Source organism: Streptomyces sp. CNS606, assembly GCF_000426325.1.
On sequence record NZ_AUFD01000035.1, the window covers coordinates 1 to 17,406 of the forward strand.

Consider the following 17,406-nt stretch of genomic DNA (forward strand, 5'->3'; position numbering starts at 1 on the left):
GGCGCCCTGCTGCGTGTGGGACTGGAGGGGGCCTTGTCCGGCCAGGTGCTCTCTGCGGTGGGCCTCGAAGGGGGAGCCGGCGACGGCGAGGTAGGTGACGATCGCGGCTGTGATCAGAGCAGTGGCGGTGAGCAGCGGACGAGCGGCGAGTGCCCGCCGCCGCGCGGGGGCGGCGGCGGGCACTTCGTGGGGTTGGGGGTTCACAGTTCTTCTTCGATGCGGTTGTAGTACTGCTGGACCTTGGGGGCGTAGGCGGGCTTGTCGCTGTTGCCGCACAGGGAGTCGTGGTTGGCGGTCATCTTGTAGCTGAGGGACGACTTCGATGTGTAGGCCCGCTGGGTGCTCAGGTCGATGCCGAGTACGTCGCCGATCTTGACTCCGGTGCCCAGGGTGTAGGCGCTGCCGGTGGTCTTCTTCCAGGTCCCGGCCGGGTAGTTGAAGATGCAGGTGCTGCTGGAGAGCCAGTAGGGCGGGTTGCTTTGCAGGTTGATGGTCTTGTACCCGCCGGTCTCACTGACCGCTTCGGCGGTCTTGTAGAGGAAGACGCCGTCCTTGTTGTAGTGGTTGTAGAGGTTGTAGCGCACCTGGGTGCGGTACACGTTCCCGAGCCAGGTTTCGGGGGCCCACCTGAACGATGTGCCCGTGGAGTTGGTGACGGTCGCGGATCCGGAGGAGGACCAGGAGGTGCCTCCGGTCGAGTAGCCGGCCCCGTAGGTGATCTCCGCCCCCGTCTCGTGCTTCATCCACGCTTCGCCGTTGGTGTTCCCGTACCCGGGAGGGGAGGGGTAGCTGGAGCCGATGGTTGCCCACCGGTCCTTGGAGTCGTACTTCACCTTCTGCGCCGACTGGATGCCCGCGGTCCTTGCCTGATCGGCCGAGGACATGGCCTCGGGAGCAGTAGTGAGCTCAAGCGTCACCGCCGGGGGTGACGCTGCGGCCGCTCGGGCTGCCTTCCCGCCGGGAGGCGCCGCAACGGGATCCGCCCATGCCTGCTCCGCGCGGGCTGAAGAGCCTGCCATGCGTACTGACTTCGTGGTCCAGGTGAAATTGTTGCTTGCCGGGTCGAATATTTCGATCTCCAGCGCCACGAGGTTGTTTTCAGAAACGTACTCTTCAGGCACCTTGTTCGGGTCGATGGAGATTTCGAAAGTGCTTCCATAGGCGTCTACTGCAGTGTCGGCGTCGAGCGCGTGGCGAGGTGCCGCGTCTCCCTTTCCGAGGCTGGCTGTCTTTTGTGCCGCACCCTTCAGCCACACCCGGAATCGAGCGTTCTCTAGCGCCACAGCCTTGTTGACCTGGCCGTTCAGTGCTACCACACCGTCCACGTCTGCCGCAGTGGCCGTCGTCGGAGCGAGCAGCCCTCCAGCAACAACAATTCCCAGGGTGGCCGCAAAAGCAGATCTCACACCGGCATTGTTCCCCATCTAACTTCCCCCAGATTGGTCGATCGATGCAACTGCCAGCAGACTACCCGAACGACAAAAGAGTGAAAGCATGAAGCCGCAATGGAGACCCTCCCGTTATATGCGCGCTTTCAGACCTCAATGCATAAACTATATGTATCCGAGAATGCGGACAAGAGAGGAAATTGGCACTTGTAACAGTCAGGGGGAGGCGGGAATGCCGTAGCCCGGTTCTGCGCCTACGCCAGGGGCGGGGCCGGGCCGGCACCCGGCGCACGCCTCGCGTTCAGGGGTGCGGCAGTGATGGCATGTCGTGATGTCTCCACGGTGCAGGTGCCGGGTGCCGTCGGTGATGGGCTTGCTGGAGGAGCGGGAACGCGCTGCCCGGCAGCGGGTGGAGGTTCTTCAGGCCGGTTTGCGGGAGGCGGAAGCCGCGTGAGAACGGTTCGTGATCGCCCGTGAGACGGCCGACCAAGTCCTGACCGAGCCGCGTGGCGGTGAGGAGGGGACGGTGATCCGGTCCGAGGAGCCGCCGCGATCGGTGGCGGGGCGGTACCCGGCTCGATGGTGCCGGAATGGCAGGAAGGGCTCGACGTCTCTGTGCTCGCGCCGGACTACCGGCGGATCATGTCCATCCTCGTCAAACAGGGCAACCAGGCGATGGATTGTCGGCAGTTGGCTGTCACCGCAGTTGCCTGCACACGGGCGTGGCGAGGGCTCGCGCAGCCGGTTACGGCCGCTTTGCGAGCCGGTAGATCCCGTAGGAGATCGCAAGGATGAAGTCAACGGCGACCCAGAGTGCGATCACCAACCCGATGCCGATGCCGGTACCGGCTTCACCTGCCGCTCGCTCCAATTCGCAATCGCTCAAGCGCTGACCGGTGAGTCCGTTGCAGTCTGGCAGGCTTGACCCGGCATCGACGCCACCGCCGATGACCCACACCAGGAAGATCACCTGCACCGCGAGGAAGCACCACAAGAAGATCTTCCGGCGCTTACGCGGTTCGGTCTCGCCGCCTACCGGCTCAGGAGGTGGCGGCGTCCGGCCAGGGGGAGCAGAGGACCACTGCGCACCGGAATACTTGGGGGGCGCCTTGCGCCGATTCTCTGTAGCCATGATCTTGCCCTCTTCGGTTATCCCCTCACCCCCAGTGTGCGCCGATCCTGCGGGGCCAGCACGTCCGCACCCGACCAGTCCATACTCCCTGACGTCTCGGCGATCGGGCCGAGCCCTTCTTGATGATCGACTTCGGCAAGGTGAACCGCACAGCGCGGACATCCTGCTGCGCGGGCCCCAGCCACTCACCCACACGACGGCACCTGGCCCTTACCGGCCACCTGCCCCGCGGATGCCCGGCAAACGAGGTTCGAGCAGCGACGGTCAAAGCTGCAGTCGCGGTCACAGAGCGGCGGAGGCTTCTACAGCGGGAGTGTTATGCCGAGTTCCTGCATGGCGTCTGAGGGCGGGCCGCCTTCGGAGCGTTCGGTCTTGCGGCCGCGGTCGCGTGGGGTGAGGGTGCGGGGGTCGACGGCTTCGGCTGGTGCGCCGGTGGCGTAGAGGCCTTCTGGTTCGGTGTCGCGGTCGTGTGGGAGGAGCCAGAACACGCGGCGGCGGAAGGTGCCGGAGGAGCGGGAGGCTTTGGCTGTGGTGTCGAGGGTGGCGTAGCCGACCATGCGGCCGTCGCGGTGGTAGGCGGGTTTGCCGCGGCGGGAGGGGAGACGGTCCAGGCTTTGGCGGACGTAGTCGAGCTGGTCGATGTCCTCGAGCCAGACGATATCGGTCTCGTGGCTGATCTCGTCTTCGGTGATCAGGGCGCTCATGATGACTCCTCCTGGTCTGCGAGCAGTCCGATGCCCGGGTAGTACTTCCGCTGGTTCGACAAGATCATTCCCTTGGGGGAGGCCAGGCCGATGGTCTCGCGGACGCGGGCGGCGAAGGCTCGGGAGGTGACGGCCGGAGCGCCGTCGTGGCGGCACCAGGTCTTGTACGCCTCATACAGGCCGGCCTGTTCCGCGCGCAGGCCCTCCTCGAGGGCGCAGCATTCGGTGAGGAAGCGGCCGGTGTGGTCTTCGGTGTCGGCGTAGGCGGTGGTGGCGATGCGGACGCGTTCGGGTCCGGTGAGGTCTTTCTCGCCGGCGAGGTAGCGGCGTGCTCCTTGGACGAGCCAGCCCAGGATGCCGGGGCCTTCTTCGGTGACGAGGATGTCGGCGAGGTTGTCGATCTTGCGGTCGTCGGGGACGACGCGTTCGAAGGGGATCAGTCGCATGCGGCGCCAGAAGGCGAAGCCGCCGGTGCCGACCTCGGGGCGGTGGTTGCCCAGCAGCCAGAGTTTGTGGGTGGGGGCGAAGCTGAAGAAGTCCTGCCGCATGCGGCGGGCCTTGATGCGGTCGCCGCCGGTGAGGTGTTTGACGCGGGCCTCGTCGAAGCGGTCGCCGGGCTTGACCTCGCTGCACACGAAGACCCGGCGCCCGTGCAGTTCGGCCAGGTCGGTGGGGTGCCCCTCGTAGGGGCGGGCCATGAGGAAGCCGGGCGGGGCGGCGTCGGCGTAGTCGCCCAGGAGCTTCATCAGCACATCCAGCAGCACCGACTTGCCGTTCTTCCCGGAGCCGAAGAGGAAGGGCATGACCTGGCCGCCGACGTCGCCGGTGATGGAGTAGCCCAGCAGCAGGTGCAGGAAGTCGATCATCTCGACGCCCTCGGCGTCGTCGCCGAAGGTGTCGGCCAGGAACCGGTCCCAGCGGGGGGTGGGCATCTGCCGGGGCCCGGTGCTGGTGGCCCTCGAGTGGAAGTCCTTGTTCGGATCGGGCGCGCGCACCAGCCCGGTGCGCAGGTCGACGATGCCGTCCGGGGTGCACAGCACGTACGGGTCGGCGTCCAGGGCCGAGGCGGCGAGGACCATGCCGGGCGCAGACTTCGCCTGGGTGAGCATCGCGTTCATACCGGAAGTGCTCAGGGCACGGCGGCGGTGCTGCTGGAGACCAGCGGGGGTGTAGTGGCCGCGCGGGTCGGTCAGCGCGAGGGCCTCAGCGAGGTCACCGGCGGCCCACAGCACGGTGTCGTCCTCATCGACCTGCCAGCGGGTGCCGGCCCAGCGGTACCAGCCCATGCCGGGGACGTGCCGGTAGTCGTTGGCGTACAGCCGGACGAACAGTTTCGCGTTGCCGCGGTCTGACAGGGAGTCGGGCAGGAGACCCGAGGCGGTGGCATGCGGCTCGAGCGGTGGCGCCGCCGCGGGAGCGGTGGTCTGCGCCGGCACCGTCACCGCCTGGGCCCGGATCTGCTCCGCGACCGCATGCGGATCGAAGTCGAAGAGGAACCCATCGCCACTGCTGCTCATCGGCGGCCCTCCAGGTACAGCGGGCTGCGCATGCCGGCGCCCAGACCGCTGCGGATGATCTGCAGTGCGCGGCGTTCCTGCCCCGGGCGGGCGGCCCGCGCGGCCTCGGCCAGCAGACGCTCGGCGTCAGGGTTGGACAGGTGTCCGGCGGCGACCAGGCCGCCGGCGGTGTAGGCCGCGCGGTTGAGTTTCTCACTGAAGCCCATACCCGAGGCCGCGGCCGCGCACGCGGCGACCTCGGCCAGCAGGCCGGTCAGGGTCCGTTCGGCACGATTGCGGCCGCCACCGGCAGCTACCACTGCCTGGCGGGCACGCGGCGGCGGCAGCACGCCGGCCGCAGCTGCCGGGGGCTCTGCCTCGAGGTGACCTGTGCGCTCCAGCTCCTCCGCAAGCCAGGACGGCAGAACGGCCGGCTCACGCACAGCACCGACCGGGCGGTAGGTGCCGTCCTGAGTGACGGTGCCGGGCGCCACGATGTAGCCACCGTAAGCCCGCACATCAACCTGCCAAGCCAGCGCCCGCCCCGTACTCGAGCCGACGGAACACAACCAACGCCGCCCGTCGGGAACGCGGTACCACACATGCATACCGCCCGACGGCGTACGCACCCTGAGCGTCCCCGTATCGGACACCGGGTCCGGGGCATCCCGCAGCGCGGCCAGCACCGCAAGAGTGTGAAACCCGCTGACAACTCCACTCACATCCACACCCGGCCCCACAGGGACACCGGGCAGCAGACGCTCCCGCACCGGAGGCTGCGCGCCGTGGGCATCGACATCGATGACAACCAGGCCTGCAGGCCCACACGCCACACCTACACCCAGAGCAGGGCGACTCCCCCACCACTGCTCGACCCTCGCCGGATCGAGCGTGGCAGCGTGAAAACCGTGACACCACCGCCCCGCCGCCACACACCCGCAGTCCTGGCGCCGGTGACCACCACGCTGACACTCCGCACAGTTCCGAGCAGGAGCCTTGCGCCCGGCAGCCAACGGATGCACCGGCCACCCCCGCTGCACACACCACCGAGCCAGCGCCACAGACGAGACAGCGACCCAAGACCCAGAAGCCCCCACACCTGAGTCGCTACGCGAAAGACGCAGCTCAGCAGGCATGCTGCTCCCCAATCAGCGACTGAAGCGACTCAAGTACGAACACACACTAACCGAGTTACCGGCACACCCAACGATCCCCCACACGACGTGTCGGACCTTCCCCTGCCCCATCCGACAGGACCTGCAGCGACTCAACAGGCAGCGACCGAACGCTCTTCGGTCGCTGTCCCCCACACACCACCGAAAGCGCAGCTCAACGCCTTCCCCACACAGTCAACAGCGACTGAAGCGACTCAACTTCCCTGTATATGACGCACACGAAGACACCGACCACAGCCCATATATAGGAACCTAGAGTCGCTTCAGTCGCTACGCCGTCGCCTTCACCCCCCTGACCTGGTGGTATCCCGCAGCGACTCAGCCCGCTCTCAGTCGCTTCCTTTCAGTCGCTACGCGCGGCGGCGGCGCCGGGGACATCGTTCAGGCGAGCGACGAGACGCCGAGCGGTGTCGGCCGCCGCCGGCACAGGTGGGTCGTGCTCCGTCCAGGAGAAGCAGGCAGCCTGCAGGAGGCGGCGACCGTCGCCAGGTGAGAAGCAGCTGAGGACACCGAGTGCGAGGCCCTCGCTGCGTGTTCTCCAGGAGCCGTACGCTCCAGCCGACGGCGACCCGGAAGCATCATGCAGCTCATCCAGGGGCGTGTGAGGAGGACTTCGTCCGTGGTGACCTGTCAGTTCAGGACGCTGATGCGCGTGAGGGAAACGATCGCCGACCGTCGACTCTCCGCAGGCCTGTCACGTCCGCGGAGCAGGGTGATCGTGCAGCGGGCCGGGTCGTGATGTTTGTGGCTCTGTCGCTGAGTGCCGGTGTACCAGTGCGCCACGGCCGCCGACTCCGATGGCCTGGTGCCGGAGCTCGGGGAGCTCCGGCACCAGACAGCCTTCGCTACTGTCCCTCGCCAGTACACCCCTGAAAGGCTCATGAACGTGGAGTCAATGAAGAGCTGTTCCGGCATCGACCTTCATTGACTCCACGTACATGAGGTCATGCTCCTGAGACCGCTCAGGTTGCGCGGCGCAGAGGGACGACAACATCCTCACCCGTGCTCTGCGGGCTGAGCCGGTAGTAGCTGATGTGCGCCATCCGCTCGGACTCCTCCAGCCAGCCGGCCTCAACGACCTGGCGCCGCGTCCGGGAGAACACCGTCGGCGACATGCCAACGAGCTTCGCGAGGTTGGCCCCGGTATCGATCACGGCTCCCGCACGGTCCGTAGGGTGCATCGCGTAGAGCATGACCACCAGACGCTGGTTCGCGGTCATGCCTGCCGTGCGGTGAAGGACGTCCAGCAGCTTCCGCTTGTCGTCGTTGTTCACTTGGCCTCCCAGCGCGAAGGGGTCGTGTTGTCGAAGCCGGGGATCTCCGGCGGGTTGCACGTCCTCACCGCCTCCCGCTGCTCGAATCCGGAACCGTGAAACGCGATGTACGGACTGATCCGGTAGAGCCTGTAGTTCCCGATGCGACCACGCTCGATGATGATGCGCCTCTTCAACAGCTTCCGGTTGATCTTGCCCACCGCATCAGCGGTCATCCCCACCTTCTTCGCGATGTCAGCCCCGGTCGCCCGCAGGGGGGCCATGCCCTCGGGAGACACACCGATCCACCACAGCACCAGGTACTTCTGACTTGGAGTGAACTCCCTGCTCTCCGTGATCGCCTCCACCCTGGTCTTGTCCACCTGAATGTGATCACCGGAGAAGGCGTAAGGCGCATACGGGATGGCCTCACCCGTGTCGGCATCGACCAGTCTGCGTACTGCTCCCACTGGCCCCTCCCTCTGGCTGGGCATTGCCTGCACGTGCATCAGCAACGGCCCTCAGGCCGACTAGATGAACTTAAGGTACATGAGCCCCCTGTACATCGAGCGCGCTTCAGCAGCGTGTCGCCCAACCTGACGGCCAGCCAAAACTCAGCCGTGGCAGCCGCCCCATGCACCGACCGCTCCCGGCGCTACCGTTGCTGCCGCTCTTCCCACGCCAGCCCGCTGTCGAAGACCAGCAGGGGCATGCAGAACTGGGGAGAAGTCCTCAACAGCACTCGCATGCCCACTGGCCAGCCCGCTACCGCCGCTGCTCGCGGCTCTTCACGCCCAGGGCCGGTGCATCCTCGGCCCTGGCGGGCCTCCGGGTGCCCGCCGATGCCCCACCGGTCCGTTGGCGACTGCAGGACATCGGACGCTTGTTATCGATCAGCGGGGCTAAGGACGGCGCTGGCTGAGGGAGCCACGTGGCGGCACCCAGTCGACCGCACCACCATCGTGGCGTGCTTCCTTCGGCTGAGCTCATCACGGGGCACACGTAGATCACTCACTAACGGCATCCGCCGGCTGAGGCCAGAGAAAAGAGCAGTGGCTCCCCACAACCCCTGCTTGAAGACTCGGCACTGACCCAACGTCGAACCCATGACTACCGACCGAGCCCTGTACCACTGCAATAGAGGACGCCGAGGCCAATCGCCCGTTGAGCTGCAAAAACACCCTTCTGCACCAAGATCTGAGGATCTGCCACCCAGTCCTCCGCATCACCCACACGGTTCCCCAGACCACATCACCCAGATCGAAGGAACACCTCACCCATGTCTCAAGACCTCCGTACCCAGACTGCAAGAACTGCCTAGATTGACCACACGTTCATCAGGCGGGTCGTCTAGGAGACATAGGAAGGGGGTGTCCGAGCCGAACTCCTGCAGACTTTCACGGGTGTCGCACGGGCCCTGCTTGCGGGCCCGCTCCTCAGCAAGAGCTTCCTGAGCGGGGCTGATTTACCGCGATGAGGTCCGGGACCTCGTGGAGCAGTACCAGGGCGAGAGCCGCCGAGCTGCGCCCCAAATTCAATGCTCCGGAGCCTGTCAGCTGCTGGTGCCGCACTCCTTCAGCGACTGCGGCGAATCGAGAGGCGAGTTGCTTCCTCCAGGACGTGCGGAGGCGAGGCCGAGGTGCTTCTTTCCAAGCAGCCTGCTGCCGAGCATGGTTTGCACCTTCGTCCACTCTGGCCCTGTAGTCTTGTGCGGCAGTTTCAGCTTCTGTAGAGGCCCGGAGGACAACCGGACCCAACCCTGTCCGTGAACGTCGACGAGGAACACTCCGGCGATGGTGTGATGGACATCCGAGGGCACTCGCGGCCCGAGGAAGTTGGCTACGACCGGGCCGGGAATCGTCACCCGCGAACATGGCGGCACGGATCCGAGGTACAGCATCGTCTTCGGCCCCTTCTGGCTGCGGGGATCCCAGTCGATCCCCAGGTCCTCCCCCGTCGCGATGCCCACAACGAGCTGGTGGACCGGATCAAGCGACCGGTTGGCAACGAAGCTGGTGGTCTGCTCCCTATCGCCCTTCTGCGTCCACGTCGATATCAACGCGGCCTGCCGTTGCAGCTCCTTTTCAGAGCCCTCCCGAGACTGGTTGAGCTGATCGCGCGCGACCTGAACGCTGTAGTAGCCAGTCCAGCCGGAGAAGGCCAATCCCCCTGCCGCCGCGAGGCCCGCGATGACCGTGCCGAGCTGCATCCAGTCCACCCGAACCCGCCGTCGCCGATCGCGAGCCTCGCTATCCGGGCTCCGCTCCCTCGAACGCTCCTCTTCTGGCTGGTCCTCCACTGGATCGCCTCCCCCATCACCCAGATCTGATTGATCGTCATATTGCTGCACGGGGTAGTGACCCGCACGCGGGTCCGAACGCCTGGGCTTCGTTCGCGCAGTGAGCCTGCACCTCCTAAGCCAGGTCGCGGTGCTCAGGCGACCTCGTCCAGCCCTGCTGGCCGGCAAGCGGCGCGTGCGGCAGCGGGCGCCACGCGGTGGGCAGGCCCGCCCGTTCGGTGGCCGCACGGCGCAGCACACGTCCGCGGCTGGCCTCCACCGCGCCCTGGGGCACTTCTGCGGGCGTGCTGATCAGCGACGGCGTCACGGTCGGCGGTGACGCCTCCTCCGGCTCCCGCAGCCGGCAGCGCACCTAGGCTTCGGCCGCGGCCGCGACGTCGCGCTGCACCTGGTGCTGTGAGGTGGGCCGGGCGGCCTGATGGGCGGCGAGCGCGCGGCGGTAGCCAGCCGACGCGGTCTTCCAGGTGCGCACCGGCTCCCGGCCCTTCCCGTGTGCGCCGGCGCGGCGACGGTGGGGGCTGCCAGCGACGACCGCCGACGTGATGGTGGTCGCGGCCGGGGCGCCGGGCGGCAGCACCCGCAGGGAGCGCACCGTGGCGGCGCCGGTCGCGGCGCTTAAACGGCGATCATCTGCGTCTGGAGCAAGCGCCTCTGCCCGGCGCAGGCGGAGACTGGCCGGGCGAACGTCTAGACGGCCGGTGTCCGGCTCGTAGTGGGCCGGGTGTTGGGCATGAGAGGCCCGTGGAACGCGTCAGAATGACTACCGAGACCATCTCTCGTCGGCGATGCTGGGGGCGAAACGTGCGGAGAAGGATTATGAGCGGGATGACGGTGGGGCCGCTCCTCTCTGCGGAGCGGCCCCATGGCTGAGTCGACAACCGCTTCCTACGGGGACGGGTCCGGGATCGGTCTCGTGGAAGGGCCTGAGTGGAGCCGTCCGGGGCTGGACGTCGCTGCGGGGCGTTACCCGCTGTCGGTGGAACGGCATGTAATGCGCATGGTCGATCACCTGTTGCCGGGCGTCACCACGGTGACGCCTCACGCGCGCTACTACGCGCTGCACGGCCTGGTCGCGGCGCACGCCGACGCCGCCGGATTGACCGCTCCAGCCTCCCAGAAGTTGCTGCGCCGCGCGGAGGTGGCTCTGGCCGCCGTGTCGTTCGCCCACCATGCGCCCGAGCACGAATGGTTACCACGCGCCCACGGGGTCGATGCGCTGGCCCACCGGCTTCGCTCCGGGTCGGTTGCCGTGGCCGAGTCCGCAGTTCCTGGTAAGGGCGGGTACGTGCGCAACACGTGGGGCTTCTGGGGCCCGTACGCCGGATCCGAAACGGCTCTCGGCATCCTCAGCCCCGGCCCCATGCCCACACCAGGGCCACAGCTCAACGCAGCCGCCGTACGAGACGGCCTGGGAGAGCTCCTTGATCTGGCCGCCGAGGAAACACTGCGCGTGGAAGACCTCGCTCCGCTCGGCGCCCAGCTGTGCGTGTGCGCGGGCGCTGGGAGCCCTGACGGTACGTGGCTGGCGCGCCTCCTGGGCAGGCCGGACGCTGCTGACACAAGCTCCAGCGCGATGACACGGCGACAAACGATCCGTCTGTTAGCGCGGGTAGTCGACACGCATCCCATCGCGCACTTCGCCTGGGACGTTGGAAACGTGCTGGCCTTCGGCGACTTCCTGACCACTGATGCCGTGGCCGGCAGCATCGACGTGGCGCCGGCGTGGCGAGGGGTGGTCCTGCGGAACTACTCCGTCGGCGCCTGGCGCCGCCTGTGGTCCTGGCTCGTGGAGCAGGTGGACGGCATGGTCCCGGTCGAGGAACTGGCCGACTGCTTCGCCCAGGAACTGCCCGACGTCACGGTGGCCGCGTTCCTGTCCTCACTACCCGCGACACGCAGCACGACAGGTACCCCGCTTCCCGCCGAGCACGACCTGCGCATGGCGAACGCCCTCCTGCCCCTGACCGAGCTACAGGTGCTTGCCATGGGGTCACGCCGGGCCGACGAGCTGTCCGGCCGGGTCCGGGAAGCCTTCCTCGGCCCGCGCGGCATCGAACTCGGCCCCGAATGGGTCGGACGGTGGCTCGATGAAAGAAGACCAACAGCGCTGCGCGACGCGGCACGCCACCTCGTCCACGTCCTGGTCGCACGCTCGCAGCGCATTGCCCTGGCCAAAGCCCGCCGCCGCCCCGACGGCACGCTGTGGCTGCCCACCCGCCTCCACGAACGCGGCGGCTGGCTGTACCGAACCAGCCACGAGGGCCGCGGCGACGTGGGACTGCGGCTGAGCCAATTGGGCACCGTCCTTGCCACCTGCGGCATGCTGCAGCACCACGACCAGTACTGGTCGCTCACCCCAACCGGGAGGGACCTCGTTGACTGACACCCAAACGGCACCGTCCGAAGGGGTACATACCGAAATCGCTTCACCACTGACGCTCATCCTCGAGGAGGGACGCAGCGGCAAGTACGAGCTGGAAGAGGCGTTGTTCCTCAGCTTCACGGCCGACTTCGGCTTCTTCGAGGAAATCGCCCTCGGCGTCACCCAAGCGACAGGCGCCCGCGTCACCGTGGTCGGGGACGTGACCATGACCCGGCACGACCCCCGATCCGTCCGACGGGCCGGACGCAGCTACCTGGCCGGCCTGGCCTACACAGGCGGACCCGCCTTCCACCCGAAGCTGATGATCCTGGCCGGCCCGGAACACGCAACCATCGCACTCGGCTCGGGCAACACCACCCTGGCCGGCTGGCAAGCCAACGCCGAACTGTGGACGGTGCTGCGGGTAACAGGCGACCAAAGCCCCGCAGCGGTCGCGGACCTGTCAGCCTGGCTACACGCCCTGCCGGAGAAGGTGCGGTTCTCCGCCGGCGTCCCCCGGGCCCTGCAGCGGGTGGCAACGCTCCTCGACCGGCTCCACCGCAACAGGACGCCCGTCGACCCGCACCTACGCCTCGTCAGCAGCCTGCACTCACCCATCGTCGACCAGTTACCCGAAGGCCCCGTCGGCGAGCTAGCCCTATCCGCGCCGTTCCACGACCCACACGCCCGTGCGCTGCGAAGGCTGATTCATCGCTTCCGCCCAGCCCGATTGACCGTCGCCTACCAACCCGGGCTCACCGACCTCAACGGCCCATCCGTCGCCGACCTGGTCCAGGAGCACGGTGGCCGCATCATCAGCGACAACGAACAGCGCTACCGCCACGGAAAACTCGTGGAGTGGACCACCGGCGAAGAGCGATGGGCCCTCACCGGCAGCCCGAATCTCTCCTCCGCAGCCCTGCTGCTCCCACAAGGGCGGGGCGGCAACTGCGAACTCGGCCTCATCGCCCCCCGTTCCACCACACTCCTTCCAGAAGGCGATGAAGAACCCGTCGCCCGGCTGCGCGCTACCCCAGCCCTGCCCCGTCCACGCGCCGAAGGCGGACCACTGCTGCTCGGGGCCGTACGGACGGCCGACGGACTGGAGGTGAGTCTCGCCCGAACGCTGCCCCACCCGACCCGCCTCGACCTGTCAGCAGCCGCAGCCCCACCGGAGACGTGGGAGCCCATCGCGAACGTTCCCCCCGGCGAAACCACGGTGACCGTAACGGCTCCTGCCGACGCGGGCAGCCGCCTACGCCTGGTGGCCTTCGACGACGCGGGCATCCCGAGATTCGGCAACACCGTGTACGTCATCGACGCCGATCGCGTACTGCGCCGCGTGATGCCCGATCAGCCCCAGGCGCCCGCGACACAGCCGGCAGACCTGTTCGAGGACCCGCGGCTGGCCGAACGGTTCCTAGGAGACCTGGAAACCCTACGGACAGCGCTGAGCCCTGCCCCCAAGGCCGCCACCGCGGCAAGCAAAGCCCCCGGTACGGACGCCAAGACGCCGATGCCGGAGGACGAGGACGGATGGGAGAACTACCTGGACAAGTGCGCAGGACGCATCGGGCAGCCACTCGTGCGCTTCGCGCTCGGCCTTCCACTGCCCTCCAGTACAGACATGCCCTTCCAGGACCTACTGACGGTCACCTGGGACGAGCGGTTCGCCGACGACGTCGAGGCGGCACTCGACGAAGACGACACCGAGGACGTCGCCGCGACACAGGACCCTTCCAGCACAGTGGCGAACACACCGTCACTGCCTGACCTGCGCCAGGCCGAACAGCAGGTCCGCCGCAGGTACCGGCGCTGGGTCGAGCGCCTGGTCGCCCTGTCCCCCCAGCTGGAATCGCCCGAGCGGATGCTCGCCGTGCGGCTCACCCTGTGGACCGCGGCCGCAGGCGCCTGGCCACCGGCCGACACCACCTGGCTACCCCTACTCTCCTCCTCCCTACGCGCTCTGGCCCGACGCGACCTCCCCGACCGGACCGAACCCCAGATCGGAAGCCTCGCCGCAGTCGCCCTCGCAGTCCTCCGAAGCCACGCCCCGCGCTACGAAGTGACCCCAGAAACCCTCGCCTTCAACGAAGCCTCCGCGGCGATAGGGCACCTCCTGCCCGCAGCCGACCCCACCTATGTCGCCGAATACGCCTCCCTACTGGAGGACGCCTTCGGACCCACCGTGCACCCCGAATCCGTACTCGCGGTAGCGGAGGACGTCATTCAGGACGATCCCCTCGACGACGCGGTCTCGGCCCTGGCGGAGAAGGGACGCGACGTGCACCGCCACGGCAAGCTGCTGCTCCACGACACCGGCCGCTTCAGCAATCCCTCACTCGTGGCCCTCGAAGCCGTCGGCGCGGCCGAGAGCGTGCCGCTGGTCGGCGCTTGGGCCGGCGACGGCGCCAACGGTGGACCTTGGGCGCTGGTCGTGTGGCGCCGGCCGGACCTCATCGTCATCGACGCACGACGGCCCGTCCCCCTCTGGCGGCACCACCTGCTCGCCGGCCTGGTGGGCCCCAGAGCCCTGGCCACACAGCGCAGCTTCGAATCCGCCGTCTCAGTCCCGCACGGCCCACGCAACCAACCCTTCGACCTCGCCCGGAATGTACTGGCGCAACTCGGCCTGACCGAACCCCACCCACCCCTCTGCGAAGGATGACCGGGGGTCTGGCCGCCGCAGCCTGACCGCCAGTCTCCGCACGTTCGCCTGCGCACCATCGCAGACGCCCGGCGGGCGTGACGCCCTCACACGCGTCACGCCCGGCATCGACTACGAGCGTTCTCCGTCGCCCTTCACCAGGACGACGGCACGCAGGCAGAGTCCCATGGCCGGCCGCCGATACCACCGCTGGTGGACCAGTCATGAGAAGCGCCACAGGACCGATTCGGGGTGTCGGTCAGAAGCGCCAGGAGCGGACACTGCCAGCGGCGTCGTAGACGTCGGCGCGACCGGTGTCGATGTCGCGGGTGAGGTCGATTAGGGCACCGTAGGGCGGGTCGATGGTGTCGCCGGCGGCGTCCATGTACGCCACGACCAGTCCGGCGCCGAACAACGCGTTGCGGGCCGGGAGCGGCCGGAGCCGGATGACGGTGTGCAGCAGGACGGCGGCGCGCCAGGCGTTGTCCACCACGGCGCCGATGCGGGGTGTGTTGACGCGGTGCCGGGCGACGGCGGCCACGAGGGCGGAGAAGTCGTGGATGTGGGGGTGCTTGGGCAGTACCTCGGCCTGGCGCTCGAGCAACCAGCGGATGTCGATGAGCAGCTCCACGCTCAGGCGGCCTGACCTGAGGCGTCCAGGCGGGACGGCGCGTCGTCGGGGAAGGCTGCGTCGAAGGCGTCGGCATTGTCCTCGATGAAGGCGCGGAAGACCTCCGCGGCGCCTTCGAGGCGCGGGTCTCGCACGGCGTCGTGCGCGGCGCGGGAGATCAGCGCGGTCACCGTGGTCCCCTCGGCCTCCGCCCTCTCCTTCAGCGCCGCGTGCAGCTCGTCATCGACCCGGATCGTCACTGGCTTCGACATACCCACGACTGTACAGCAAGACGTACAGCACCGGTGCTGTTTCGGCCAGTCGCCTGGCCTGGACGGCGAGGAAGCGCCGCTCCTCGCGGCCCTCGCCGGAACTGCCACCACGAGCGACGTAGGCGAGGACTTCCCGGCAAGAGTCCGGGGAGGCTCCCAGCGCGTCGTCCACCGCGTCGCCCTGCGTCTGAGCACGCCCGAGGGCCTGGTATAGGGCTGGGAGCGGGGCAACGGGCGGGGCGGTCGAGCTGATGGCGGGAGAAGGACCGGACAAGAACAAGAGGGGAAGACAGGGGGTGAACGCGAGACTCGCAAGGGAAGGGAGAAGGGCGTACCGGAGTCTTCGGACGGTAGGGGTGGCGTATGGGACAGGCCCTGCTTGGCCTCCTGGGCGTCCTGCTGGGGGGCAGCCTGGTGATGCTGGGTGATCACATCCGACGCACAGCAGAACGACGACACGCTGAAGTGCTTCGTCTCGTAGAAGCCGGCGCACTCCTCTCCGCGACGTACAACCGCCTCTCCGGCGAGCTGAGAGACGCCCACCGGAACGGGGTCGCGGAGGCCGACCTCCCTCCACTCGACGTCGGCCGCTACGAAGTAGCCACGCGCTTCTACATGACCCCCGGAGCAGAGCAGCTCGCACCGAGCGCCACCCGACTCATCAATGCCGGCACAGCGATGCGAGAGGGGTACACGACAGCATCGTCCTGGACCGAGGCGCGCGATGAGCATGCCAAGGCCCTCCGCGCCTTCGAGGCAGAGATCCGCGCCGTCGCAACACGAAGGCGGATCTGACCCAGGCGGATGAGCCGACAGGAGTGGACAGTGCTGATGACACATCGCCACAGTGAGCAGCGCCGCAGAACCGCCCAACGAACCACGCGACCTCGCCGTTTACCCGAAGGGCCTTGGACTCTCTCTCAACGCCAAGCCACGAGTGGCGGGTTCTACAGGCGGTAGCCGCGCAGCACACGGCGAGGTCGAAGGCCGCAAGTACAGCCGTCGCTGAGGTAGAGGCGCCGACCGCCCCGCCCCCGGTAGCGCGCGCAGGCAGCCCACGCCCCGCGGGGGCCGGTCGCGGCCGGCGTGGACGTGATCCCCGACACGGAGGGTCGACTCGGTGATCCGGGCCGGCGAGATGGTCGAGGCGAGGGCTGGCCCGGCAGGGGGATCTCATCCCGCCGCTCCCCTGCGCTGAGGCCGTTGCACACTCGCACCCGGAGCCGGGCGACGGCGACGCACGCCCCACGCGCGAAGCCGGAACAGCTCCCCATCCCAGAAGACGGCCCGATCGCGGTCACCAGGAGATCGCGCCACTCGCACCAGAGCCACCAGCGCCACGTACCCAGACGACTGCACGGAGCCTCCTTCCACCAGTGCCGGTGGGGTTGGTGCCCGCGCCCCGCCCGTGCCGCGGGGGTCGGCACGAGCGGGGGCGGGGGTTCATGCGGGGCGCGAGTAGATGGCGACCCACACCACGAACGCGGCGACCGTGGCGACCAGCACGACCTGGCAGGCGACCTGCCTCACCCGACGGCCCTCAGCGGGCGGGCCAGCCGTATAGCCCACTCGGGGACGTGCGTGGCGTCCTCCCGTGTGATGTGAGCCAAGCAGTCGGTGCACGCCCACGGGTCGTCTGCGCGGTGCTCGTGCGGCTCCAGAAGCGCCGGCCGCCCGCACGCGCGGCAGACCCGCACAGTCGGCTCCGTGCTCACTGCCCAGCCTCCACGTAGCGGAGGAGCGCGCGGGCGTCGTAGGCGAGCTGGCGGACGTGAACCCGCGCCGACACCAGACCCTCGCCCATCCCCTCCTCCATGTGCACCCGGACCGAGGCGAGCAGACTCCCTGGCGCGTCGGCGGCCTGCGCCTCGGGCAGGAGGAGTTGCACGTGCCCGCGCAGCAGGCCCTCCAGCTCCTCCAGCGTGGCGTAGCGCGGCGCCGGGCCCTCGGCAAGGGCGCGGCCGATGGTTGCGCGGATCGTGTCGAGGTCGACCGGCAGAGCGTCGGCCGGTGCCTGGCCGGTCGGTTCCGGCGGTGTAGCTGTGGCGGGCATGAGCAACCCCCGGCG

Annotated in this window: 16 protein-coding genes and 1 pseudogene; 4 read left to right on the plus strand and 13 right to left on the minus strand. The window is 68.3% G+C overall.

Features of this window, described 5'->3' with window-relative positions:
* The 9 genes and pseudogenes from K304_RS30015 to K304_RS0119520 form a co-directional block, all read right to left on the minus strand.
* Nucleotides 1-204 (minus strand): annotated as a pseudogene (locus K304_RS30015) (hypothetical protein); the annotation flags it as partial.
* Nucleotides 201-917 carry a hypothetical protein gene (locus K304_RS34120; protein ID WP_486591735.1) on the minus strand — a complete coding sequence of 239 codons (717 nt, stop codon included), beginning with the start codon at nucleotides 915-917 and terminating at the stop codon, nucleotides 201-203. The gene K304_RS34120 and the pseudogene K304_RS30015, both read right to left, overlap by 4 nt.
* Before the next feature lie 1,216 nt (nucleotides 918-2,133).
* Nucleotides 2,134-2,364 carry a hypothetical protein gene (locus K304_RS33020; RefSeq protein WP_158687366.1) on the minus strand — a complete coding sequence of 77 codons (231 nt, stop codon included), beginning with the start codon at nucleotides 2,362-2,364 and terminating at the stop codon, nucleotides 2,134-2,136.
* Between the two features lie 458 nt (nucleotides 2,365-2,822).
* Nucleotides 2,823-3,224 (minus strand): DUF6009 family protein, encoded by a 402-nt coding sequence (locus K304_RS0119480; RefSeq protein ID WP_027765121.1) that lies wholly within the window; start codon nucleotides 3,222-3,224, stop codon nucleotides 2,823-2,825.
* Nucleotides 3,221-4,741 carry a phage/plasmid primase, P4 family gene (locus K304_RS0119485; RefSeq protein WP_027765122.1) on the minus strand — a complete coding sequence of 507 codons (1,521 nt, stop codon included), beginning with the start codon at nucleotides 4,739-4,741 and terminating at the stop codon, nucleotides 3,221-3,223. The genes K304_RS0119480 and K304_RS0119485 overlap by 4 nt, the downstream gene beginning before the upstream one ends.
* Nucleotides 4,738-5,775: a bifunctional DNA primase/polymerase gene (locus K304_RS0119490; protein WP_486591739.1), complete on the minus strand. Its 1,038-nt coding sequence runs from the start codon at nucleotides 5,773-5,775 to the stop codon at nucleotides 4,738-4,740. The genes K304_RS0119485 and K304_RS0119490 overlap by 4 nt, the downstream gene beginning before the upstream one ends.
* 1,082 nt (nucleotides 5,776-6,857) lie before the next feature.
* A complete protein-coding gene (locus K304_RS0119505) occupies nucleotides 6,858-7,169 on the minus strand; it encodes a hypothetical protein (RefSeq protein WP_027765124.1) in 312 nt (103 codons plus the stop codon).
* Nucleotides 7,166-7,618, minus strand: coding sequence for a hypothetical protein (locus tag K304_RS0119510; protein ID WP_027765125.1), 453 nt, complete (start codon nucleotides 7,616-7,618; stop codon nucleotides 7,166-7,168). Before K304_RS0119510 ends, K304_RS0119505 begins: the two co-directional genes overlap by 4 nt.
* 1,082 nt (nucleotides 7,619-8,700) lie before the next feature.
* Nucleotides 8,701-9,366, minus strand: a complete 666-nt coding sequence (locus tag K304_RS0119520) for a hypothetical protein (protein WP_158687367.1) — start codon at nucleotides 9,364-9,366, stop codon at nucleotides 8,701-8,703.
* Nucleotides 9,367-9,644: 278 nt separating this feature from the next.
* Between K304_RS0119520 and K304_RS33435 the strand changes: the two genes are divergently transcribed.
* A complete protein-coding gene (locus K304_RS33435) occupies nucleotides 9,645-9,803 on the plus strand; it encodes a hypothetical protein (protein ID WP_158687368.1) in 159 nt (52 codons plus the stop codon).
* On the opposite strand, the gene K304_RS0119530 is transcribed toward K304_RS33435, so the two are convergent.
* Entirely contained in the window at nucleotides 9,800-10,039 is a 240-nt protein-coding gene (locus K304_RS0119530; protein WP_027765128.1) for a hypothetical protein, read from the minus strand. The genes K304_RS33435 and K304_RS0119530 overlap by 4 nt on opposite strands.
* 270 nt (nucleotides 10,040-10,309) lie before the next feature.
* On the opposite strand from K304_RS0119530, the gene K304_RS0119535 reads away from it, so the two are divergent.
* Nucleotides 10,310-11,830: a hypothetical protein gene (locus K304_RS0119535; RefSeq protein WP_027765129.1), complete on the plus strand. Its 1,521-nt coding sequence runs from the start codon at nucleotides 10,310-10,312 to the stop codon at nucleotides 11,828-11,830.
* Entirely contained in the window at nucleotides 11,823-14,477 is a 2,655-nt protein-coding gene (locus K304_RS0119540; RefSeq protein WP_158687369.1) for a phospholipase D-like domain-containing protein, read from the plus strand. The genes K304_RS0119535 and K304_RS0119540 overlap by 8 nt, the downstream gene beginning before the upstream one ends.
* A 238-nt stretch (nucleotides 14,478-14,715) precedes the next feature.
* On the opposite strand, the gene K304_RS0119545 is transcribed toward K304_RS0119540, so the two are convergent.
* On the minus strand, nucleotides 14,716-15,087 hold the full coding sequence (locus K304_RS0119545) for a toxin Doc (protein WP_486591736.1): 372 nt from the start codon (nucleotides 15,085-15,087) through the stop codon (nucleotides 14,716-14,718).
* A 2-nt stretch (nucleotides 15,088-15,089) separates the two neighbouring features.
* A complete protein-coding gene (locus K304_RS0119550) occupies nucleotides 15,090-15,338 on the minus strand; it encodes a ribbon-helix-helix protein, CopG family (RefSeq protein ID WP_037791171.1) in 249 nt (82 codons plus the stop codon).
* 363 nt (nucleotides 15,339-15,701) lie between these two features.
* Here K304_RS0119550 and K304_RS0119555 point away from each other — a divergent pair, with 363 nt between their 5' ends.
* A complete protein-coding gene (locus K304_RS0119555) occupies nucleotides 15,702-16,133 on the plus strand; it encodes a hypothetical protein (protein ID WP_027765133.1) in 432 nt (143 codons plus the stop codon).
* 916 nt (nucleotides 16,134-17,049) lie between these two features.
* Here K304_RS0119555 and K304_RS0119570 read toward each other — a convergent pair.
* A complete protein-coding gene (locus K304_RS0119570) occupies nucleotides 17,050-17,391 on the minus strand; it encodes a DUF6415 family natural product biosynthesis protein (RefSeq protein ID WP_027765135.1) in 342 nt (113 codons plus the stop codon).
* Nucleotides 17,392-17,406: the final 15 nt, after the last annotated feature.